The 18,626-nt window shown below is 76.2% G+C and carries 20 protein-coding genes; 9 read left to right on the top strand and 11 right to left on the bottom strand.

Annotation, left to right across the window (positions count from 1 at the left end):
- Nucleotides 1-207 precede the first annotated feature (207 nt).
- From PYV61_RS07400 to PYV61_RS07390, 3 genes are read left to right on the top strand one after another with little or no spacing between them, the layout of a single operon-like run.
- A complete protein-coding gene (locus PYV61_RS07400) occupies nucleotides 208-1,071 on the top strand; it encodes an alpha/beta hydrolase (protein WP_275829911.1) in 864 nt (287 codons plus the stop codon).
- On the top strand, nucleotides 1,068-1,685 hold the full coding sequence (locus PYV61_RS07395; RefSeq protein ID WP_275829909.1) for a class I SAM-dependent methyltransferase: 618 nt from the start codon (nucleotides 1,068-1,070) through the stop codon (nucleotides 1,683-1,685). The genes PYV61_RS07400 and PYV61_RS07395 overlap by 4 nt, the downstream gene beginning before the upstream one ends.
- Nucleotides 1,686-1,729: 44 nt before the next feature.
- Nucleotides 1,730-2,242: an MgtC/SapB family protein gene (locus PYV61_RS07390; protein ID WP_275829907.1), complete on the top strand. Its 513-nt coding sequence runs from the start codon at nucleotides 1,730-1,732 to the stop codon at nucleotides 2,240-2,242.
- Here PYV61_RS07390 and PYV61_RS07385 read toward each other — a convergent pair.
- Nucleotides 2,205-3,071, bottom strand: a complete 867-nt coding sequence (locus PYV61_RS07385; protein ID WP_275829906.1) for a PHB depolymerase family esterase — start codon at nucleotides 3,069-3,071, stop codon at nucleotides 2,205-2,207. The genes PYV61_RS07390 and PYV61_RS07385 overlap by 38 nt on opposite strands.
- A gap of 73 nt (nucleotides 3,072-3,144) precedes the next feature.
- Between PYV61_RS07385 and PYV61_RS07380 the strand changes: the two genes are divergently transcribed.
- The 3 genes from PYV61_RS07380 to PYV61_RS07370 are packed head-to-tail and all read left to right on the top strand — an operon-like array spanning nucleotide 3,145 to nucleotide 6,070.
- Nucleotides 3,145-3,843 carry an SGNH/GDSL hydrolase family protein gene (locus PYV61_RS07380; RefSeq protein WP_275829904.1) on the top strand — a complete coding sequence of 233 codons (699 nt, stop codon included), beginning with the start codon at nucleotides 3,145-3,147 and terminating at the stop codon, nucleotides 3,841-3,843.
- Between the two features lie 41 nt (nucleotides 3,844-3,884).
- Nucleotides 3,885-5,060 carry a Gfo/Idh/MocA family oxidoreductase gene (locus PYV61_RS07375; RefSeq protein WP_275829902.1) on the top strand — a complete coding sequence of 392 codons (1,176 nt, stop codon included), beginning with the start codon at nucleotides 3,885-3,887 and terminating at the stop codon, nucleotides 5,058-5,060.
- On the top strand, nucleotides 5,057-6,070 hold the full coding sequence (locus tag PYV61_RS07370; RefSeq protein WP_275829900.1) for a sugar phosphate isomerase/epimerase family protein: 1,014 nt from the start codon (nucleotides 5,057-5,059) through the stop codon (nucleotides 6,068-6,070). Before PYV61_RS07375 ends, PYV61_RS07370 begins: the two co-directional genes overlap by 4 nt.
- Nucleotides 6,071-6,145: 75 nt before the next feature.
- On the opposite strand, the gene PYV61_RS07365 is transcribed toward PYV61_RS07370, so the two are convergent.
- The gene (locus PYV61_RS07365) at nucleotides 6,146-6,997 is read right to left on the bottom strand and encodes a glycoside hydrolase family 16 protein (protein WP_275829897.1); all 852 of its coding nucleotides are present in this window, start codon (nucleotides 6,995-6,997) and stop codon (nucleotides 6,146-6,148) included.
- A 161-nt stretch (nucleotides 6,998-7,158) separates the two neighbouring features.
- On the opposite strand from PYV61_RS07365, the gene PYV61_RS07360 reads away from it, so the two are divergent.
- Entirely contained in the window at nucleotides 7,159-8,001 is an 843-nt protein-coding gene (locus tag PYV61_RS07360; protein ID WP_275829895.1) for an alpha/beta hydrolase, read from the top strand.
- Between the two features lie 61 nt (nucleotides 8,002-8,062).
- Here PYV61_RS07360 and PYV61_RS07355 read toward each other — a convergent pair whose 3' ends face one another.
- Nucleotides 8,063-8,917 carry an alpha/beta hydrolase gene (locus tag PYV61_RS07355; protein WP_275829893.1) on the bottom strand — a complete coding sequence of 285 codons (855 nt, stop codon included), beginning with the start codon at nucleotides 8,915-8,917 and terminating at the stop codon, nucleotides 8,063-8,065.
- A 121-nt stretch (nucleotides 8,918-9,038) separates the two neighbouring features.
- Between PYV61_RS07355 and PYV61_RS07350 the strand changes: the two genes are divergently transcribed.
- Both PYV61_RS07350 and PYV61_RS07345 read left to right on the top strand, forming a co-directional pair.
- Nucleotides 9,039-9,518 carry a redoxin domain-containing protein gene (locus PYV61_RS07350; RefSeq protein WP_275829891.1) on the top strand — a complete coding sequence of 160 codons (480 nt, stop codon included), beginning with the start codon at nucleotides 9,039-9,041 and terminating at the stop codon, nucleotides 9,516-9,518.
- Nucleotides 9,515-10,093 carry a DsbA family protein gene (locus tag PYV61_RS07345; protein WP_275829889.1) on the top strand — a complete coding sequence of 193 codons (579 nt, stop codon included), beginning with the start codon at nucleotides 9,515-9,517 and terminating at the stop codon, nucleotides 10,091-10,093. The genes PYV61_RS07350 and PYV61_RS07345 overlap by 4 nt, the downstream gene beginning before the upstream one ends.
- On the opposite strand, the gene PYV61_RS07340 is transcribed toward PYV61_RS07345, so the two are convergent.
- The 8 genes from PYV61_RS07340 to PYV61_RS07305 form a co-directional block, all read right to left on the bottom strand.
- On the bottom strand, nucleotides 10,052-10,765 hold the full coding sequence (locus tag PYV61_RS07340; protein ID WP_275829887.1) for an ABC transporter permease: 714 nt from the start codon (nucleotides 10,763-10,765) through the stop codon (nucleotides 10,052-10,054). The two genes, PYV61_RS07345 and PYV61_RS07340, sit on opposite strands and share 42 nt — an antisense overlap.
- Before the next feature lie 2 nt (nucleotides 10,766-10,767).
- A complete protein-coding gene (locus PYV61_RS07335; protein WP_275829885.1) occupies nucleotides 10,768-11,715 on the bottom strand; it encodes an ABC transporter ATP-binding protein in 948 nt (315 codons plus the stop codon).
- The gene (locus tag PYV61_RS07330; protein WP_275829883.1) at nucleotides 11,712-12,638 is read right to left on the bottom strand and encodes an ABC transporter permease subunit; all 927 of its coding nucleotides are present in this window, start codon (nucleotides 12,636-12,638) and stop codon (nucleotides 11,712-11,714) included. Before PYV61_RS07330 ends, PYV61_RS07335 begins: the two co-directional genes overlap by 4 nt.
- Nucleotides 12,635-13,543 carry an ABC transporter ATP-binding protein gene (locus PYV61_RS07325; protein WP_275829880.1) on the bottom strand — a complete coding sequence of 303 codons (909 nt, stop codon included), beginning with the start codon at nucleotides 13,541-13,543 and terminating at the stop codon, nucleotides 12,635-12,637. Before PYV61_RS07325 ends, PYV61_RS07330 begins: the two co-directional genes overlap by 4 nt.
- A complete protein-coding gene (locus PYV61_RS07320) occupies nucleotides 13,543-14,511 on the bottom strand; it encodes a tetratricopeptide repeat protein (protein ID WP_275829878.1) in 969 nt (322 codons plus the stop codon). Before PYV61_RS07320 ends, PYV61_RS07325 begins: the two co-directional genes overlap by 1 nt.
- A gap of 56 nt (nucleotides 14,512-14,567) precedes the next feature.
- On the bottom strand, nucleotides 14,568-15,302 hold the full coding sequence (locus tag PYV61_RS07315) for an HAD-IA family hydrolase (protein ID WP_275829877.1): 735 nt from the start codon (nucleotides 15,300-15,302) through the stop codon (nucleotides 14,568-14,570).
- 128 nt (nucleotides 15,303-15,430) lie between these two features.
- Complete coding sequence (locus tag PYV61_RS07310; RefSeq protein WP_275829876.1) at nucleotides 15,431-17,704, bottom strand: GAF domain-containing protein; 2,274 nt, start codon at nucleotides 17,702-17,704, stop codon at nucleotides 15,431-15,433.
- A gap of 292 nt (nucleotides 17,705-17,996) precedes the next feature.
- Nucleotides 17,997-18,626: sigma-70 family RNA polymerase sigma factor (locus PYV61_RS07305; protein ID WP_275829875.1), on the bottom strand; the 630-nt coding region annotated here is incomplete at its 5' end.

The raw sequence follows: 18,626 nt of genomic DNA, 5'->3' as shown, positions 1-18,626 counted from the left end.
CGGGGAGCGCCTGCGCGACCTCGTCGAGCGCCGCGCGCAGCCTGGCGGCGGCGCGCGCGGCGAGCGCGGCGCGCACGAGGAGGGCGTGGATCGGCGTGCGCGACATGGGGGCGGCTGGGCTCCGGCGGGCGACGCGCGATCATACGGGGGGCGGGCGCGCGCGGCAAGCGCGCGGCGCCCGTGCGACGCGGCGCGTAGCTTGGGGCGATGACCGCCACCGAACACGACGCCGCGACCGCCGACGGGACGCGGATCGTCCTCCGCACCTGGCCCGCCGAGGGAGCGCAGAATGGGCCGGCGACGGGGGCGCTCTTCCTGGTGCACGGGCTCGGGGAGCACGCGCGCCGTTACGACCACGTGGCACGCGCGGTCGCCGCGCTCGGCGTCGAGGTGCGGAGCTACGACCAGCGCGGCTTCGGCCGCTCGGGCGGGGCGCGCGGCACCGTGCCGACCCCCGAGGCGCTGGTGGACGACGCCGCCGAGCTGTTCGCGCGCTACGCCGGCGAGCGGCGCGCGGCGGGGGACGCGGCGCCGCCGTTCGTGCTCGGGCACAGCATGGGCGGGTGCGTGGTGGCGCGCGCGGTGACCGCGGGGCGGATCGCGCCGCGCGGGATGGTGCTGTCGTCGCCGGCGCTGGTGCCGCGCATGGGCGCCGCCGACCGGTGGGCGACGGCGCTCGGGGAGCGGCTGATCCCGAACGTGCGCGTGCCGCACCGGCTGCCGATGCACCGCCTGTCGCACGACCCGGCGGTCGAGGCGGCGGTGCGCGCCGACGCCGACGCGCACGACCGCATCACGGCGCGGCTGGCGGCGTTCATGCGCCGCGCCGGCGCGGCGGCCATCGACGACGCGCGGCGGTGCGCGGTGCCGACGCTGCTGCTGGTGGCCGGCGACGACCACTTCGTCGACCCAGACGGCGCGCGGCGCTTCCACGCGAACCTGCCGCCGGGCGTCGGCACGCTGCGCGTGTACGACGCGCTGTGGCACGAGGTGTTCAACGAGCGCGCCGAGGACCGGGCGCGCGTGCTCGACGACCTGACGGCGTGGCTGCGCGGGCGGCTGGCGGCATGAGCGCGGCCGGGGGCGAGCGCAAGGCGTACGACCGCGCGTACTTCGACCGCTGGTACCGGTCGCCGCGGCACCGCGTGCGCTCGCCGGCCGAGGTGGCGCGGCTGGTGGCGTTCGTGCTGGCGACCGCCGACCACCTGCTCGGCCGGCCGGCGCGCACGGTGCTCGACGTCGGCGCGGGGGAGGGGAACTGGCAGCCGGTGCTGCGCCGCCTGCGCCCCGCGATCGCGTACACGGGGGTCGACCGGAGCGAGTACGCGGTGCGGCGCTTCGGGAAGCGGCGCCACCTCCTGCTCGGCGACGCCACGGCGCTGGACGCGCTGCCGCTGCGCGGGGAATACGACCTCGTGATCGCGAGCGGGGTGCTGAACTACCTCACGCGCCCCGAGCTGCGCGCCGCGCTGGGCCAGCTGGCCGCGCGGGCCGGCGGGATGCTGTACCTCGAGCTGTTCACCGCGGCCGACGACCTGAAGGGGGACACCCGCTTCGCGGCGCGCGCGAGCGCCGACTGGCTGCGGCGCGAGCTGCGCCGGGCGGGGCTGGTGGGCGGGGGGCTGCACTGCTACGTCCGCCGCGAGGAGCAGTGGCGGCTGGCGGAGATGGAGCGCACGGTCTAGCCCGCCGTTACCGCGGCGCGACCCCTGCGTGACGCGCTGCGCGCATGGACATCATCTGGCAGGAACTCTCCGGCGGGCTCGTCGACGGCGAGAAGGCCGCGCGCGTGGCCTTCCGCCTGGTCGCGGCGATGCTGCTCGGCGCGGTGGTCGGGGCGGAGCGCGAGAGCGCGGGGCAGTTCGCCGGGCTGCGCACGCACATCCTGGTCGCGCTGGGCGCGGCGCTGCTGGTCGTGATCCCGTCGGTCGAGCAGCAGGACACGGAGGACGTGGGGCGCGTGATCCAGGGGATCGCGACCGGGATCGGCTTCATCGGCGCGGGCGCGGTGCTCAAGCTCCGCGACCGCGAGGAGATCCGCGGCCTCACCACGGCGGCCGCGGTGTGGGTGACGGCGGCGGCCGGCGTGGCGTCGGGGCTCGGCTTCGTCGGCGTGGCGGCGATCGCGGTCGCGCTGACGTGGGTGACGCTCAAGGTCGGCCGCAGCGCCGGCAAGCGGCACGACGGGGAGGCGCCGGCGGCGGTCAGCGCGCCGGATGCGTCCGGAAGAAGTCCCAGATGACCGCGGTGGCGTCGAGCGCCGCGTCGGCCGCCGCGCGCGAGCGCCGCGTGGGGCTCCCCGGCCAGGCGTGGGTGCCGCCGACCACCGTCCAGAGCTCCGCACCGCGCCCCGCGTCGCACCCCGTCCAGACGAGGCGCCGCACCGACGCGTTCACCGCCGTGCGCCGCGGCGTGGGGGCGCACCCCGCGCGCCCGGCGCGCCACGCCGCCGAGGCCACGACCGGGAGGAGCGGGGCGCCGAGCCCGAAGGCGCCGCCGGCGTAGGGGACGAGCGGGTCGGCGGTGCCGTGCACCGCGACCGCGGACACCGGCGGCGTCGAGCGGCAGGCCGCGACGGCGCCCTCCGCGAGCTGCCCGGCGACGGTGCCGATCGCGGCGAACGCGCCGGGCAGTCGGCAGGCGAGCGCCTGCGCGAAGAAGGCACCGTTGGAGTGGCCGACGGCGAAGGTGCGGCGCGCGTCGACCGGCGCCGCGCGCGCCACGTCGGCCAGCACGGCGCGCACGTAGGCGAAGTCGTCGACGCCCGGGCGCTCGCGCAGCGCCCAGCCGTCCCCCCAGCGCCGCCCCACGCCGTCGGGGAAGACGACGGTGGCGCGCTCGCGGGCGGCCAGCGCGCGCCATCCGTGCGCCCGCGCGATCTGCGCGGCGCTCCCGCCGGCGCCGTGGAAGACGATCACCAGCGGGGCCGGGGCGCCGGCGGCCCGCTGCACCAGGTAGCGCCGCTCGACCCCGCCGACGGTGAGGCGGCGCTCCTCGAGGGGCGCGGGCTGCCGCGCCGGCTGCGCCGGCGGCGCGAGGGCGAGCAGCGCGACGAGGGCGCCGACGGGCATGGCGGCGTGGCGGCGGAGGGCGGGGCGCGCGACGTCTGACGCCGCGCGTCCGCGCACGTTAGCGTCCCGCGTCATGCCGAGACCCGCCGCCCTCCTCGTCGCCTGCGCCGTGGCCGCGTCGTCGGCCGCCGCCCAGGCCGCGCCCGAGCAGGACTGGGCGGGGCTCGCCCGCTACCGCGAGGCCAACGCCGCGCTGCGGGCGCCGGCGGCCGGCGAGCGGCGGGTCGTGTTCTACGGCAACTCGATCACCGAGGGGTTCGCGCCGCACTTCGCCGAGCTGTTCCCGGGGAAGCCGTACGTCGGGCGCGGGATCAGCGGGCAGACGACGCCGCAGCTGCTGGTGCGCTTCCGCCAGGACGTGGTCGCGCTGCGGCCGGCGGCGGTCGTGATCCTCGCCGGCACCAACGACATCGCCGGGAACACCGGCCCGTCGACGCTGGCGATGATCGAGGACAACCTGGCGTCGATGGCCGAGATCGCGCGCGCGAACGGGATCCGCGTGGTGCTCGCGTCGGTGCTGCCGGTGTTCGACTACCCGTGGAAGCGCGGGCTGGAGCCGGCGCCCAAGATCGTCGCGCTCAACGCGTGGGTCCGAGACTACGCGGCGCGGCACGGGCACGTCTACCTCGACTGGCACTCGGCCATGGCCGACGCGCGGCAGGGGCTGCGCGCGGAGCTGGGGGGCGACGGCGTGCACCCGAACGCGGCCGGCTACCGCCTGATGGCGCCGCTGGCCGAGGCGGCCCTCGCGGCCGCCCTGCGCGCCCCCTGACGCCCGGGCTACGTTTCCCGCGACCTCCACCCCGCCAGCAGATGCCCCCAGTCAACGTCGCCGTCATCGGGTCCGGGTTCATGGGCGCCGCCCACGTCGACGCGCTCCGGCGCGTGCCGCACGTGAACGTCGTCGCCATCGCGTCGGTCGACCGCCCGCGCGCGCAGGAGCTGGCCGACCAGTTCGGCGTGCCGCACGTGTTCGGCGACTGGCGCGAGCTGCTGGCGCGCGACGACGTGCACGCGGTGCACAACTGCACGCCCAACAACCTGCACTTCGAGGTGAACAAGGCGCTCGTGCAGGCCGGAAAGCACGTGCTCTCGGAGAAGCCGCTCACGATGACGGCCGCCGAGTCGGCGGAGCTGGTGCGGCTCGCCCGCGAGGCCGGCGTGGTGACGGCGATCAACTTCAACTACCGCGGCTACCCGCTGGTGCAGCAGGCGCGCGGGATGGTCGCGCGCGGCGAGCTGGGCGACCTGTTCGTCGTGCACGGCCACTACCTGCAGGACTGGCTGCTCTACGACACCGACTACAACTGGCGCCTGGAGTCGTCGGTGAGCGGCGCGTCGCGCGCGGTGGCCGACGTCGGCTCGCACTGGTGCGACCTCGTGCAGTTCGTGACGGGGCGGAAGATCGTGCGGGTGTTCGCGCACATGTTCCGCGCCCACGAGACGCGCAGGAAGCCGCGCGTGGCCGTCGAGACGTACAAGGGGAAGGAGGTCGGCGCGCCGCAGGAGTACGACGAGGTGCCGATCGACACCGAGGACGGCGCGTTCGTGCTGGCCGAGTTCGAGGGCGGGCTGCGCGGCTCGCTCACCGTCTCGCAGGTCAGCGCGGGGCGCAAGAACCGGCAGTGGATCGAGGTCGACGGGTCGAAGGCCGCGCTGTCGTGGAACCAGGAGGAGCCGAACACGCTGTGGATCGGGCGGCGCGACGGCCCGAACGAGCAGCTGATCAAGGACCCGTCGCTGATGGACCCCAACGCGCGGGGCTACGCGCACTACCCGGGCGGCCACCCCGAGGGGTACCCCGACGGCCCGCGCAACCTGTTCCGCAACCTGTACCGCTACATCGGCGCCGGGCACACGCCCGCGACGCAGGCCCCCGACTTCCCGACGTGGGAGGACGGGCACTACGAGCAGCTCATCGTCGACGCGGCGATGGAGAGCCACCGCACGGGCGCGTGGGTGGACGTCGCCGCCGGGGGCGCGAAGTGACGGCGCCGGCGACGCGCCCGGTGACGCTGTTCACCGGCCAGTGGGCCGACCTCCCGCTCGAGGTGCTGGCGGAGAAGGCCGCGGCGTGGGGCTACGACGGGCTGGAGCTCGCGAGCTGGGGCGACCACTTCGACGTCGAGCGCGCGCTGAACGACGACGCGTACTGCCAGGGGCGCCGCGACCTGCTGGCGCGGCACGGGCTCAAGGTGTGGGCGATCAGCAACCACCTCGTCGGGCAGGCGGTGTGCGACCGCATCGACGAGCGGCACCGCGCGATCGTGCCGCCGCGCGTGTGGGGGGACGGCGACGCCGAGGGGGTGCGGCGGCGTGCGGCGGAGGAGATGATCCGCACCGCGCAGGCGGCGGCGCGGCTCGGCGTGAAGGTCGTGACGGGGTTCACGGGCTCGTCGATCTGGCCGCTGCTGTACTCGTTCCCGCCGGTGCCGGACGCGATGATCGACGCCGGCTACCGCGACTTCGCCGACCGCTGGCACCCGATCCTCGACGCGTTCGACGCGGCCGGCGTGCGCTTCGCGCTCGAGGTGCACCCGACCGAGATCGCGTTCGACGTGTCGTCGACCGAGCGGGCGCTGGAGGCGGTCGGGCACCGCCCGGCGTTCGGCTTCAACTACGACCCGAGCCACCTGGCGTACCAGGGGGCGGACTACCTCGGGTTCATCGCGCGGTTCGGCGACCGGATCTACCACGCGCACATGAAGGACGTGTGGTGGTCGGACGTGCCGACGCGCTCGGGCGTGTTCGGCGGGCACCTGCCGTTCGGCCACGCCGACCGGTACTGGGACTTCCGCTCGATCGGGCGCGGGCGCGTGGACTTCGACGGCGTGGTGCGCGCGCTCAACCGCGTGGGCTACCAGGGGCCGCTGTCGGTGGAGTGGGAGGACGCGGGGATGGACCGCGAGTTCGGCGCGCGCGAGGCGCAGGCGCACATCCGGCGCATGGCGTTCCCGCCGGCGGCCGGCGCGTTCGACGCGGCGTTCCTGCGCGAGTAGGGGCGCGGAGGGCGCGGCGGCGCGGGGCGCGCCCTTGCCCGAACGGCGGGCGCGCCGCCTCTCGGGGCGCGCCGCTCAGCGCGTCCAGCGCACCCAGTCGACCAGCACCCGCGCGCGCCCGTCGGCCACGGCGCGCGCGGAGGAGTCGGGGAGCCCGAGCCGCGGCGCGCGCACGCCGTTGACGGCGGCCGGGTAGCCCCCGCCGATCGCCAGGTTGAGCACCACGTACTTCGCGCTGTCGAGCGCCGCGGGCGGCCCGTGGCGCGCGACGTCGGCCCGCGTCACGCGGTAGATCGCGCGCCCGTCGACGCGGAAGACGATGCTGTCGGGCGCCCACGTCACCGCGTACACGTGCCACCGCGTGGCGTCGTCCCCCGCGGGAAATGTGTCGCGCCGCACCAGCGGCGTGTCCCCCGAGTAGCCGGGGCCGTGCAGCGCCGCGCTCACCCAGCGCGGGTCGCCCACGTTCTCCATCACGTCGATCTCGCCGTGGTCGGGCCACGCGTCCTCGCCGAGCAGCCAGAAGGCGGGCCAGATCCCGGCGCCGGCGGGGAGCTTCATGCGCGCCGCGACGGTGCCGTACTGGAAGGTCGCGCGCCCGTGCAGCCGCCCCGACGCGAACTCCGCGGTGCCCGAGTCGGGGCGCGGGCCGGGGGCGCGCCGCGCGTGGATCAGCAGCGCGCCGCCGTCCGCCCCCTCCGCCTCGGCGCCGCGGACGATGCGCAGCGCCAGCGTGTCGTCCACGTAGCGCTGCAGCTCGTCGTTGTAGACGCGCCCCGTGTACACCAGCCAGCGGGCGCGGTCGATCGCCGGCCCGTCGAACTCGTCGGCGAAGCGCGCGGCGTCGGCGCGCCCGCAGCCGACCGTGAACGCCGAGACGAGCAGCGCGGCGACGCGGCGGCCGACGGCCGGGCGGGACTGCGGCACGACCACGGCGCGCTCCGGGTGCGGGGAACCGGCGGGACCTCGCCCGTACGGTGGGCGTCGCACCGGCGGCCCCGCAAGCGGCCGCGCGCGCCTTTCAGCGCGCCGCCCCGGCGGCGTAGGGGAAGGCGGTCCCCCCACTTCCCTCCCGCCCGGAGCATCGCATGCACGACGGCCGCCCGCACCCCGACACGATCGTCCTCATCCACGGCTTCTGGGTCACGCCGCGCAGCTGGGAGCACTGGATCGCGCACTACGAGGCCCGGGGCTTCAAGGTGATCGCGCCCGCCTACCCCGGCTTCGAGGTCGAGGTCGAGGCGCTCAACGCCGACCCGACGCCCGTCGAGCGGCTGACCGTCCCCGCGGTGCTCGAGCGGCTCGAGGGGATCCTGCGCGGGCTCGACGCGCCGCCGATCCTGATCGGGCACTCGGCCGGCGGCGTGTTCGTGCAGCTCCTCCTCGACCGCGGCTACGGCGCCGCCGGCGTCGCCATCAACTCGGCGCCCACCGAAGGGGTCGCGGTCGTGCCGCTGTCGCAGATCCGCTCGACGCTCGCGGTGCTGGCGCACCCGTCGACGCGCCACAAGGCGGTGCCGTTCACCCCCGAGCAGTGGCACTACGCCTTCGCCAACACGTTCAGCGAAGAGGAGTCGCGGCGGCTGTGGGAGCGGTACCACGTCCCCGCGTCGGGGGCGATCTTCTGGGAGAACGCGCTCGCCAACGTGACGCCCGGGAAGCAGTCGACGTGGGTCGACTACCAGAACGCGTCGCGCGCGCCGCTGCTGTTCATCTCGGGCGGCGAGGACCACCTGATGCCGCCGTCGGTGCAGCGCTCCAACGCGAAGCACTACACGCCGGCGGTGCTGACCGAGGTGAAGGAGTACCCCGGGCGCGCGCACCTGCTGCCCGCGCAGCCGGGGTGGGAGGAGGTCGCGGACTACGCGCTCGAGTGGGCGCTGACGCACGCGGTGGCGCGTCCGGCCGCCGCCGCGGCGACGACGGGCTGAGACGCGCGGGGCGGGCGCGGCGCACCTCCGCGCCCGCCCCGCCGCGCCCGCCCCGCCGCCCTCAGCCCCGCAGGAACGCCAGCAGGTCGGCGCTCAGCTCGTCCTTGTGCGTGTCGGTGATCCCGTGCGGCGCGCCGGCGTACACCTTGAGCGTCGCGTGCGGCACCAGCTTCGCCGACGCCAGCCCCGCCGCGCCGATGGGGACGATCTGGTCGTCGTCGCCGTGGACGATGAGCGTCGGCACGTCGAACCGCTTCAGGTCCTCGGTGAAGTCGGTCTCCGAGAAGGCGCGGATGCAGTCGAGCTGCGCCTTGTGCGACGCCATCATCCCCTGCAGCCAGAAGACGTCGCGCATCCCCTGCGTCGCGCGGTGGTCGGGCCGGTTGGCGCCGTAGAACGCGGCGCTGACGTCCCGGTAGAACTGCGAGCGCTCGCGGAGGACGCCGGCGCGGATGGCGTCGAACGCCTCGATCGGGAGCCCGCCGGGGTTGGCGTCGGTCCGCAGCATCAGCGGCGGCACGGCGCTCACCAGCGCCACGCGGGCGACGCGCGCGGTGCCGTGGCGGCCGACGTAGCGCGTCACCTCGCCGCCGCCGGTCGAGAAGCCGACCAGCGTGACGCCGCGCAGGTCGAGCGCCTCGAGCAGCGCCGCCAGGTCGTCGGCGTAGGTGTCCATCTCGTGCCCGTCCCACGGCTGCGACGAGCGGCCGTGCCCGCGCCGGTCGTGCGCGATGCAGCGGAAGCCGCGCGCGGCGAGGTACAGCATCTGGTTCTCCCAGCTGTCGGCGTTGAGCGGCCAGCCGTGGCTGAACACCACCGGCGGCCCCTCGCCCCAGTCCTTGAACCAGATCTCGGTGCCGTCCTTCGTGGTGACGGTGGTGCGGGGACGCGACTCGTGCGGCGCGGTGGCGGCCATCGGAGACTCCGGCGTGGGAGGGGGGGCGACGTGCGGTCCACGTCTGCTACGCCCGGCCGCCGCGCGCTGAAAGCGCGCCGCACGCGCTTTCGGTCCGTCGCGCGCCGGCGTACAGGAAGCCATGCCCACGCCGCTCCCGCCCGGCGCCGCCGCGCCCGACTTCACCCTCCCCGCGACCGGGGGGGACGCGCTCGCGCTGTCGTCGCTCCGCGGCCGCCCGGTGATCCTCGCCTTCTACCCGGCCGACTGGAGCCCGGTGTGCGGCGACCAGATGGCGCTCTACAACCAGGTGCTCCCCGCCTTCCGCGCGCACGACGCCGCGCTGCTCGGCGTCTCGGTGGACGGCGTCTGGTGCCACCGCGCCTTCGCCGACGACCGGCGCCTGCACTTCCCGCTGCTCGCCGACTTCGAGCCCAAGGGCGCCGTCGCGCGCGCGTACGGCGTGTACGACGACGCCGAGGGGACGAGCGAGCGGGCGCTGTTCGTCCTCGACGCGGCGGGCGTCGTGCGCTGGAGCTTCGTGTCGCCCGCCGCCGTCAACCCGGGCGCCGACGGGATCCTCGACGCCCTCGACCGCCTGGACCCCAAGAGCACCCCATGAGCCTCCGCCTCCCCGTCACCGCCGCCGACCACGCGCTGGGATCCGCCGACGCCCCGGTCACCCTCCTGGAGTACGGCGACTACCAGTGCCCGTTCTGCGGCCGCGCGCACCCGATCGTGGAGGCGCTGCGCGCGCGCTTCGGCGACCGGCTGCGCTTCGTCTTCCGCAACTTCCCGCTCACCGAGATCCACCCCCAGGCGCTGCACGCCGCGCAGGCGGCGGAGAGCGTCGCGGCGCGCCACGGCGAGGACGCGTTCTGGCGCATGCACCACGCGATCTTCGCGCACCAGAAGGCGCTGCTCGACCGGCACCTGGGCGAGTACGCGGCGTCGGCCGGCGCCGACCCCGGCGCGGTGCTCGGCGACGTGGCCGCCGGCGCGCACGTCGCGCGCGTCGAGGCGGACTTCGCCGGCGGGGTGCGCAGCGGCGTGAACGGGACGCCGACCTTCTTCCTCAACGGCGAGCGCTTCGACGGCGACTGGCGCGACCTCGAGGGGTTCGCCGCCGCCGTCGCGCGGGCCGCGGGGGAGGCGTCAGGGCACGTCCATCCGGCGCAGGCGGCGCACCGAGAGTAGCAGGAACCCGCCGAACACCACCGCCGACACCGCGAGCGCCGCCGCCAGGCTCAGGTGGTCGCCGCCGGCGAAGCGGCGCTCGTCCAGCCCGTGCATCACCGCGATCGCGTAGTGCCGGATGCTGAGCAGGCGCACCCCGGCGACGAACCCGGAGAAGAACCCCTCCCACAGCACGATGTAGAGCAGCCCGATCCCGATGGCCTGCGCGCTGACGAGGCCGAGCCAGGTGAACGCCGAGGCGTAGAGCATCACGCCGACCGTCGCCGCGGCCACGATCGCCAGCGTCGCCCGCGCGTCGCCGAGGAAGGCCACGTGCCCCGTGACCGCGGCGCTGAGCGCGATGAACGGCGCGGCGACGGTGAGCGCGGCCAGCAGCTTCGCCACCGCGATGTCGCGGCGCGGGAGCGGGGAGAGGGTGAGGTTGGCGAGCGTGCGGTCCTCGGTCTCGTTGCCGAAGGCGGCGGCGGCGATCGCCAGCACGACGAGCGGGGCGATCGAGCCGGCGAGCATCGCGCTCAGCACCGCCGTCTCGAACTCGGTGACCGAGGGCGCGTCGCCCTGCCGCAGCAGCAGGACGGCGACCAGCATCGGGAGCGCGGCCAGCACCGCGAGCACGGCGAGGCGCCCCCTCCCGGTGAGCTGGCGCAGGGTGAGCAGGTACACGGCGCCCATCGTCAGCCCTCCACCAGGTAGCCGAACACGCTCTCCAGCGAGTCGTCGAGCGGCTCGACGCGGCGGAGGCTGATGCCGCTCGTCCGCGCGAGGCGCGGGAGCTCGATCTGCAGGTCGCGCACGTTGCGGCTGAGCACCACGATCGCGCCGTTCGGGTCGAGGGTCACGGCGTCCACCGACGCCAGCCCGACGACCGCCGAGGCGAGGCGGCGCGGCGCGTCGCAGACGATGCGGACGTGGTACGGCCGCTCGTCGAGCGCGGCGCGGATGGCCCGGAAGCCGCCCGACGCGGCCAGCTTCCCGTTCACCACCAGCAGCACCGTGTCGGCGAGCTGCTCGACCTCCTCCAGGATGTGCGACGACAGCACGATCGTGCGCCCGCCGGCGGCCAGCTGCCGCAGCAGGTGCTGGAAGTGCACGCGCTGCCGCGGGTCGGCGCCGTTGAGCGGCTCGTCGAGGATCAGCAGCTCGGGGTCGTGCACCAGCGTCCCGGCCAGGCGCATGCGCTGCCGCATCCCGCGCGAGTAGGTGTCGAGGCGGCGGTGCTGGGCGTCGGCCATGTCCACCAGCCCGATCGCGCGGTCGACCGCGTCCTCCAGGTCGGGGACGTTGCGGATGCGCCCCATGGTGCGCACGAAGTCGCGCCCGCTGAGGAAGCCGTACACCGTCTCGTGCTCGGCCATCACGCCGATGCGGCGGTACAGCGCGGGGTTGTCGCGCACCGGCTCCCCGAACGCGGTGACGGTCCCGCTGGAGGTCTCGGCGAGCCCCGTCATCATGCGGAGCAGCGTCGTCTTGCCCGCGCCGTTGGGGCCGAGGAGCCCGGTGATGCCGGGGTGGACGTCGAAGGTGATGTCGCTGACGGCGACGACGCTGCCGAACCAGCGCGAGACGCGGTCGACGCGGATGACCGGCGCGGACGCCGCGGGGGTCCCGTCGCCGGCGCTCACGGGGAGAGCCTCCGGTAGCGGCCCCACAGCGCGGCGGCCGGGATCAGCGTCCAGGCGAAGAACCACCCCACGCGCACCGCGGCCGAGAGGGTCCGCGCGGGGGCGTCCTCGGTCAGCTCGCTCGTCTGGCCGAACAGCACGTCGTTCACGTGCAGCGGGATGTTGGTGAGGTTGAACATCGAGAGCCACTGCCCGGCGGCGCCGTCGAGCTCCTCCGCCAGCCCCGCGGTGAACGGGGTGGTGATGACGAACAGCCCGACCAGGAACACCGACGCGTAGGCGCGGCGCGTGGTGAACGACGCGGTGAGCAGCGCGACGGTGGTGGTGTAGGCCGCCATCGCCAGCCCGGCCAGGAGGAAGCGCGGGACGTCGAGCCAGTGGTCGCGGATGTAGGCCAGCGGCGCCGGGTCGCCCATCGAGAGCCCGAGCCAGAGGACGACCTGCGGCAGCCACGCCGCCGCCGTGAGCACGGTGAGGAACGCCGCCCACCGCGTCGCCACGTAGTCCGTCCCGGTGAGCGGGCGGACCAGGTAGAGGTTGATCGTCCCCTCGCGCCGGTCGCGGCACAGCAGCTCGGGCGCGACCACCGCGGCGAACACGAACAGGATGATCGACGCGATCCCGTAGTAGTCGACGTGCGACGGCAGGTTCGCGCGCTCAGCGGCGCCGGGGCCGGCCAGCCGGTTGGCCGCGCCGGCGACGATCGCCATCACCAGCCCGATCGCCGACAGCACGCCGATGAAGAAGAACGGCAGCGCCTTCGCCCGCGGCCCGCGCCCGAGGCCGAGCGCGATGCGGAGCCCGTTGCGGTAGAGCGCCAGCCGCGACCGGCCGCGCCCCTCGCGCACGCCGGTGTAGCGCTGGTAGCCGATGTCGAAGACGGTGCCCGTGGTGCCCGCGACGCCCGTGCGCGCCTCGCTCATGCGGCCTCCTCGCGCTCGAACAGCTCGGTCAGCACGTGCCGGCGCGGCGCCATGCGGCGCAGCGGCGCCTCGGCCTCCACGAGCGCGTCGCGCACGTGGTCGTACACCGACTCGTCCGGCCCCTCGATCACCAGCCCGCCGGCGTCGGGGACCACGCGCACGCCGCGCCGCTCCAGCGCCGTCACCAGGCGCTCGCGGTTGGCGTCGACCTCGATGAACACGGCCTCGGTCTCCCGCGTGAACTGCCCGACCTCGCCGGCGTGCTCCACGCGGCCGCCGCGCATCACCAGGATGCGGTCGCAGCAGCGCTCGACGTCGGCCATGAGGTGCGACGAGATCAGCACGCTGATCCCGAACTCCCTGTACGTCTTCCGCACCAGCGTCAGCATCTCCTCGCGCCCCACCGGGTCGAGCCCCGCGGTCGGCTCGTCGAGGAAGACGAACGCCGGGTCGTGCACCAGCGCCTGGGCGAGCTTCACGCGCTGCTTCATCCCGGTCGAGTAGCCGCCGATGGCGCGGTAGCGCTCCTCGAACAGTCCGGTGTGGCGCAGCGTGTCGGCGGCGCGCGTGCGCGCGACCGACGGCGGCAGCCCGCTGAGCTCCGCCATGTGCGTCAGGAACTCGGCGGCGCTGACCTGGCTCGGCAGGCAGTCGTGCTCGGGCATGTAGCCGAGGCGCGACCGCACGGCGAGGCTGGTGTGCGCCTCCTCGCCCAGCACGCGCGCGGCGCCCGACGTCGGCCGCACGAGCCCGAGGAAGGCCTTGATCGACGTGCTCTTGCCGGCGCCGTTCTCGCCGAGGAGGCCGGTGACCCCCTCGCCGATCGTGAAGCTCACGTCGTCGAGCGCGACGTGGCTGCCGTAGCGCTTCGTGAGGCGGTCGGCCTCGAGGATCGGGCGCGTCATCAGGCGCCCCTCACGGCCGGGGGCGCGGCGGCGCCCGGCGCCGGCGTGGGGCGCGCGGGCGGGCAGGCCGCCGCGTGGCCGAGGCGGCAGGCGCGCTGGCGCAGCGACCGCGCGGCCGACGAGTCGCGCGCCATCCCGAGGCCGCGGTCGTGCATGTCGGCCTGGCGGTAGCAGGCCTCGCCGTGCCCGCCGTCGCACGCGCGCTCGTAGAAGTCGCCGGCGCGCCCGTAGCGCTGCGTCACGCCGCGGCCGGACTGGTAGACGTCGCCCGCGTGGAAGCACCCCGCCGGCTCCTCGCCCGCCCAGCACGCGTTCTCGAACAGCTCGCGCGCGAGCGAGTCGTTCTGCGCCACGCCGGTCCCGGCGAGGTGCAGCTGCCCGAGCCCCACGCAGCCGTAGTAGGTCTTGGCGTCGCACGCCTTCTTGAGCAGCGTGGCGGCGCGCCCGACGTCCTGCGGCACCCCCTCGCCGGCGGCGAGCAGCGCGCCGTAGTACGCGCACCCCTGCACGTCGTCGCCGTCGCACGCCTGCCGGAGCAGCGTCGCGGCGCGCGCGACGTCGCGCTCGACGCCGGCGCCGGTGCGGTGCAGCACGCCGAGGCTGGAGCAGCCGAGCATCGCGCCGAGGTCGCACCCCTTCCGGAAGAGCACCGGTGCGCGCGTCGAGTCGCGCTTCACGCCGCGCCCGCGCTGGTACATCCCGCCGAGCCGCGCGCACCCCTCGCCGACGCGGCCGTCGCACGCGCGCTCGAAGAGGGCGGCGGCCCGCGGCTCGTCGCGCAGCACGTGCTGCCCCTTCTGGAGGCGGACGCCGAACTGGCTGCAGGCGGCGACGTCGCCGCCGTCGCAGCGGTCGCGGAGCGCCTGGGCCTCGCGGTTGCCGGGGTGGCAGGCGGCCAGCGCGGCGGCGAGCGCGGTCGCGGCGGCCAGCTGGATGGTGCGGCGGAGGGCGGACCGCGGTGGGGACATGAGGCGGGGCGCGGGAGGGGGGCGGCCGCCGGGGGCGAACCCGGGGGCCGCCTCCGCTACGGCGCCGCCGAGACGGAAGTTTCGGCGCCGCCCGCGCCCCCCGCCGTCGCCTCGCGCAGCTCCACGCGCAGCACCGCGCCGCCGCCGGACCGCTCGACGCGGACGGCCACGGCGCGCAGCGTCGGCGCGACCAGCCGCGCGTCGGCGAGGTCGGCCGGCGCATGCGTGGTCGCGACGGCCAGCGCCTGCACGCCGGCGGCGCGCGCCGCGGCCAGCCCCGCGGGCGCGTCCTCGACGACGACGCACTCGGCGGCCGCGAATCCGAGCCGGGCCGCCGCGGCGAGGTACCCCTCCGGGTGCGGCTTGCCGTGCGCGACCTCGTCGGCGCACACCATGATCGGCGGGATCGGGAGCCCGACGTGCCGCAGCCGGTGCTCCGCGACGGCCCGCACCCCCGAGGTGACCACCGCCCACCGCTCCGGCGGCAGCCCGCGCAGGAGGGCGGCGGCGCCGGGCACCTCCAGCACGCCGGTCGTCTCGCGCGCCTCGTGCGCGGCGAGCGCCGCCGCCTCCGCGGCGACCTCGGTGTCGTCGAGGTGCGGCGCGGCGCGCCGCACCGTCTCGAGCGCGCGCCGGCCGTGCGCCAGTCGGAGGACCGCGTCCGCGTCGAGTGCGTGCCGGGCCGCCCACTCGCGCCAGGTCCGCTCGATGCACGCGGTCGAGTCCACGAGGACCCCGTCGAGGTCGAACAGGAGGGCGCTGCAGGCGAGCGAGGCGGGCGACGGAGGCATCCCGCAAGCTACGCCCGCGGGCGGGGCGGGTGGCGACGCGTGTCGGGGCGTGTGCGCACGATGGTGCCGGGACCGCGACGTGGTCGGGGGCGCGGCGGAACGTCGCGCCGACCCGCGCGTGCTCGCGGTCACTCCGGCGGTGGGACGGCGGGCAGGAGGAAGGTGAAGGTGCTGCCCTCGCCCGCGCGGCTCTCGGCCGTCAGGTCGCCGCCCATGCCGCGCGCCAGCTCGCGGCTGATCGCCAGACCGAGCCCCGTCCCGCCCCGCGCCCGCGTGTAGGCCGAGTCCACCTGCACGAACGGCGCGAACACCGCCTCCAGCTTGTCGGCCGGGATCCCGATCCCCGTGTCGGTCACCGTCATCCGTACCGGCGCGTCCGCCGTGTCCCCCCCGGCCGCCGCCAGCGTCACGCGCCCGCCCGCCTCGGTGAACTTGACCGCGTTGCTGAGGAGGTTGAGCACCACCTGCTGCACCTTCTCGCGGTCGGCCCGCACGCGCAGCGTCGGCGGCGGGGCGACGAACGCGCACGCCAGCCCCTTGGCCCGGACCTGCGGCGCCACCAGCGCCTCGCAGACGCGCAGCACCTCGTCGAGCGCCACCTCCTCGATCTCGTAGCGGACGGCGCCGGCGTCCACCTTGGCGTAGTCCAGCACCCCGTTGACGAGCCCCAGCAGGTGTCGCTGCGCCCGCTGGATCCGCTCCAGATCGGCCAGCTGCTCCGGCGTCACCGGCCCGCGGACCCCCAGCTCCAGCAGCTCCGCGTAGCCGCCGATCGCGTTCAATGGCGTGCGCAGCTCGTGGCTCATGCTCGCGAGGAACTCGGCCTTCGAGCGGTTCGCGATCTCCGCCTCGCGGCGCGCGGCGTCGGCGGCGCCGAAGAGGCGCGCGCGGTCCACCGCGACGGCGACCTGCCGCCCGAGCGCGATCACGAAGGCCCGTTCGTCCGCCGAGAATCGTCGCGGCGACGGGAACGCGAACGAGATCGTCCCGACCGGCTCGTCCCCGAGGAGCAGCGGGATGAACACCGCGGCGTTGGCGCCGAGCGCATCCCACACGGGCGTGATGGGCGGGTAGCGCACGTCCAGCCCGTCGGGTCCGTCGCGCCGCTCGAGCCAGACGGGGCGGCGGGTCCGGAAGCAGTCGGTGAGGGGGCTGGCGAGGGGCAGTGGCTGGTGTCGGACGGTCGCCTCGACCGCCTCGGGGAACCCGACCGTGCGCACCAGGCGGAGCGCGCCCCCGTCCGCGGTCGGCACGGCCAGCGCGCCGGTCTGCGCGCCGAGCGCGTCGGTCATGAGCGCGACGACGACGTCCGCGACCGCCTCGAGCGTCCGGGTGGTCGCGAGCGCCTGCGTGAGGCGGAGCAAAAGGTCCGTGCGCCCCCCGGCGCGCGTGGCCGCCTCCTGCGCTCCCGCGGCGTCGAGCGCCGCCCAGGTCCGCTCGGCGACCTCGCGCACCAGCACCGTCTCGAGCGGCGTCCAGGCACGGGGTGTGGTCTCGGTGACCGACAGGACGGCGACGAGGCGGCCGTCGCGCCGGAGCGGCACGGCGATGAACGCGGCGACGCCGAGGGCGGCCAACGGCTCCCGCTGAGCGACGGGCACCAGGGGCGCGTGCGCGACGTCGGACACGGCGACCGCCTCGCCCGCGTGGAACGCGTCCCCGATCCAGTCGAAGGCCGCCAGAGGGAGCGTGCCGGCGATGCTGGCGACCCCGGGGCGCACGTGGTCGTGCGCGATGCGGATCACCCCCGCCTCCGCGTCGACGGCGGCGTAGTACGCCCGCGCGGTCGCGAGCTGCTCCCCCAGCAGCCGGGTCGCCGCGGCCTCGATCCCGGCCGGGTCGGTGAGGGGCCGCAGCACGTCGCTGAGCGTCAGCATGAACCGCTGCCACGAGGCGCTCTCCGTCTGCTCGTGGGCCAGGGCGCGCGCCAGCTCCGAGGCGGCCCGGAGCTCGACCTCCGCCATGGTCGCGCCGGCGAGGTCGCCCAGGACGGCGAGGTCGTCGTCCGACCACACGCGCGGCGAGCCGTCGATCGCGCACAGCGCCCCGAGGACCTGGCCGCCCTCGGTGATCAGCGGGACGCCCGCGTAGGCGACGACGCCGAGGTCGGGGAGCGCCGCGTGCCCGGGGGCGCCGGGCGCGACGCGCGGGTCGGTGCGCGCGTCGGCGACCACGAAGGCTCGCCGGTCCGCGACCACGTGCTGGCAGAACGACTGCGACAGCGGCGTCTCCCGCGCCTCGCCCGCGGGCCCGGGGAGCCCGACGCACCCGACGAAGACCTGGCGGTCATGCGCGACGAGGGAGACCAGCGCCGTCGGGACCCCGAGGAGGCGCGTGGCCAGGCGGGCCAGGCGATCGAAGGCGGCCCGGGACGACGGGTCGCGCGCCGCGGCGAGGAGCACCGTGGCGTCGAGCGCCTCCAGCCGTGCCGGATCGCCTACCGCCTGGGCGATCGCATCCGGGCGACTCAGGGTCGCTTCTGGGGCAAATCCCTGAGTTTGCGCCGACATCCGGCCAAGCTCTCAGCCGCCCTACCCGAAGGCAAGCGGACGATCCCGGCGGCCAGGCGCGGGCGGCGGGCCCGCGGGCGCCGGGGCGGCAGCGCCGGCCCGAGGCGCTCCCGCGGCGCGTCCGTCGACTCCTCCGCGCCGCACCTGCGCCACTCCCCCGCACTCGGGCCTGCACACACACGCCCTAGTCGCGCCGGCCGCCCAGGTGGCGCCGCAGGTCGTCGGCGCCGCGCCGCAGCCACGCCGTCACCGTCTGCTCGGTGCGGCCGTAGCGCCGCGCGATCTCGGCGGCCGACTCGCCGTCGAGGTGGCGCGCGATGAGGACGTCGCGGGTGCGCGGCGACAGCCGGGCCAGCGCCCGGTCGAGGTCGAGCCGCAGCAGCGTCCGGTCGCCCGCGGGGAGCCCGTCGCCGGCCGCCACGTCGTCGGCGATCGCGATCGACTCGCGGCCCGGCGCGTCGACGGTCACGTCGAGCGACGCCAGGCGGCGCTCGGCGAGCGCGCCCGCGCGCCGCGCAGCGCGTTGCCGGTCGCGCCACAGGTTGGTCGCGATCGTGGCCAGGTAGGCGCCGAAGCGCAGCTCGGGGCGCAGCTCGCGGCGCGCGCGCAGCACGCGCACCCAGGCGTCCTGCGCCCGGTCGTGCGCCGCCTCGCGGTCGAGCGTCAGCAGCTCGCAGCGCGCGACCAGCGCCGGCCAGTGGCGCCGCACCAGCGCGTCGAGCGCGGCCTCGCCCCCCTCGCCGTCGCGCACGGCCGCCACCAGCCGCGCGTCGGGCCAAGTCGGATCGTAGCCATGTCGTTCTGTGAGCCAAGG

It is taken from the genome of Roseisolibacter sp. H3M3-2 (assembly GCF_029211165.1).
Classification (GTDB): Bacteria; Gemmatimonadota; Gemmatimonadetes; order Gemmatimonadales; family Gemmatimonadaceae; genus Roseisolibacter.
The sequence above is the reverse complement of the archived record's forward strand: the minus strand, read 5'-3'. Positions and strand labels throughout refer to the sequence as shown.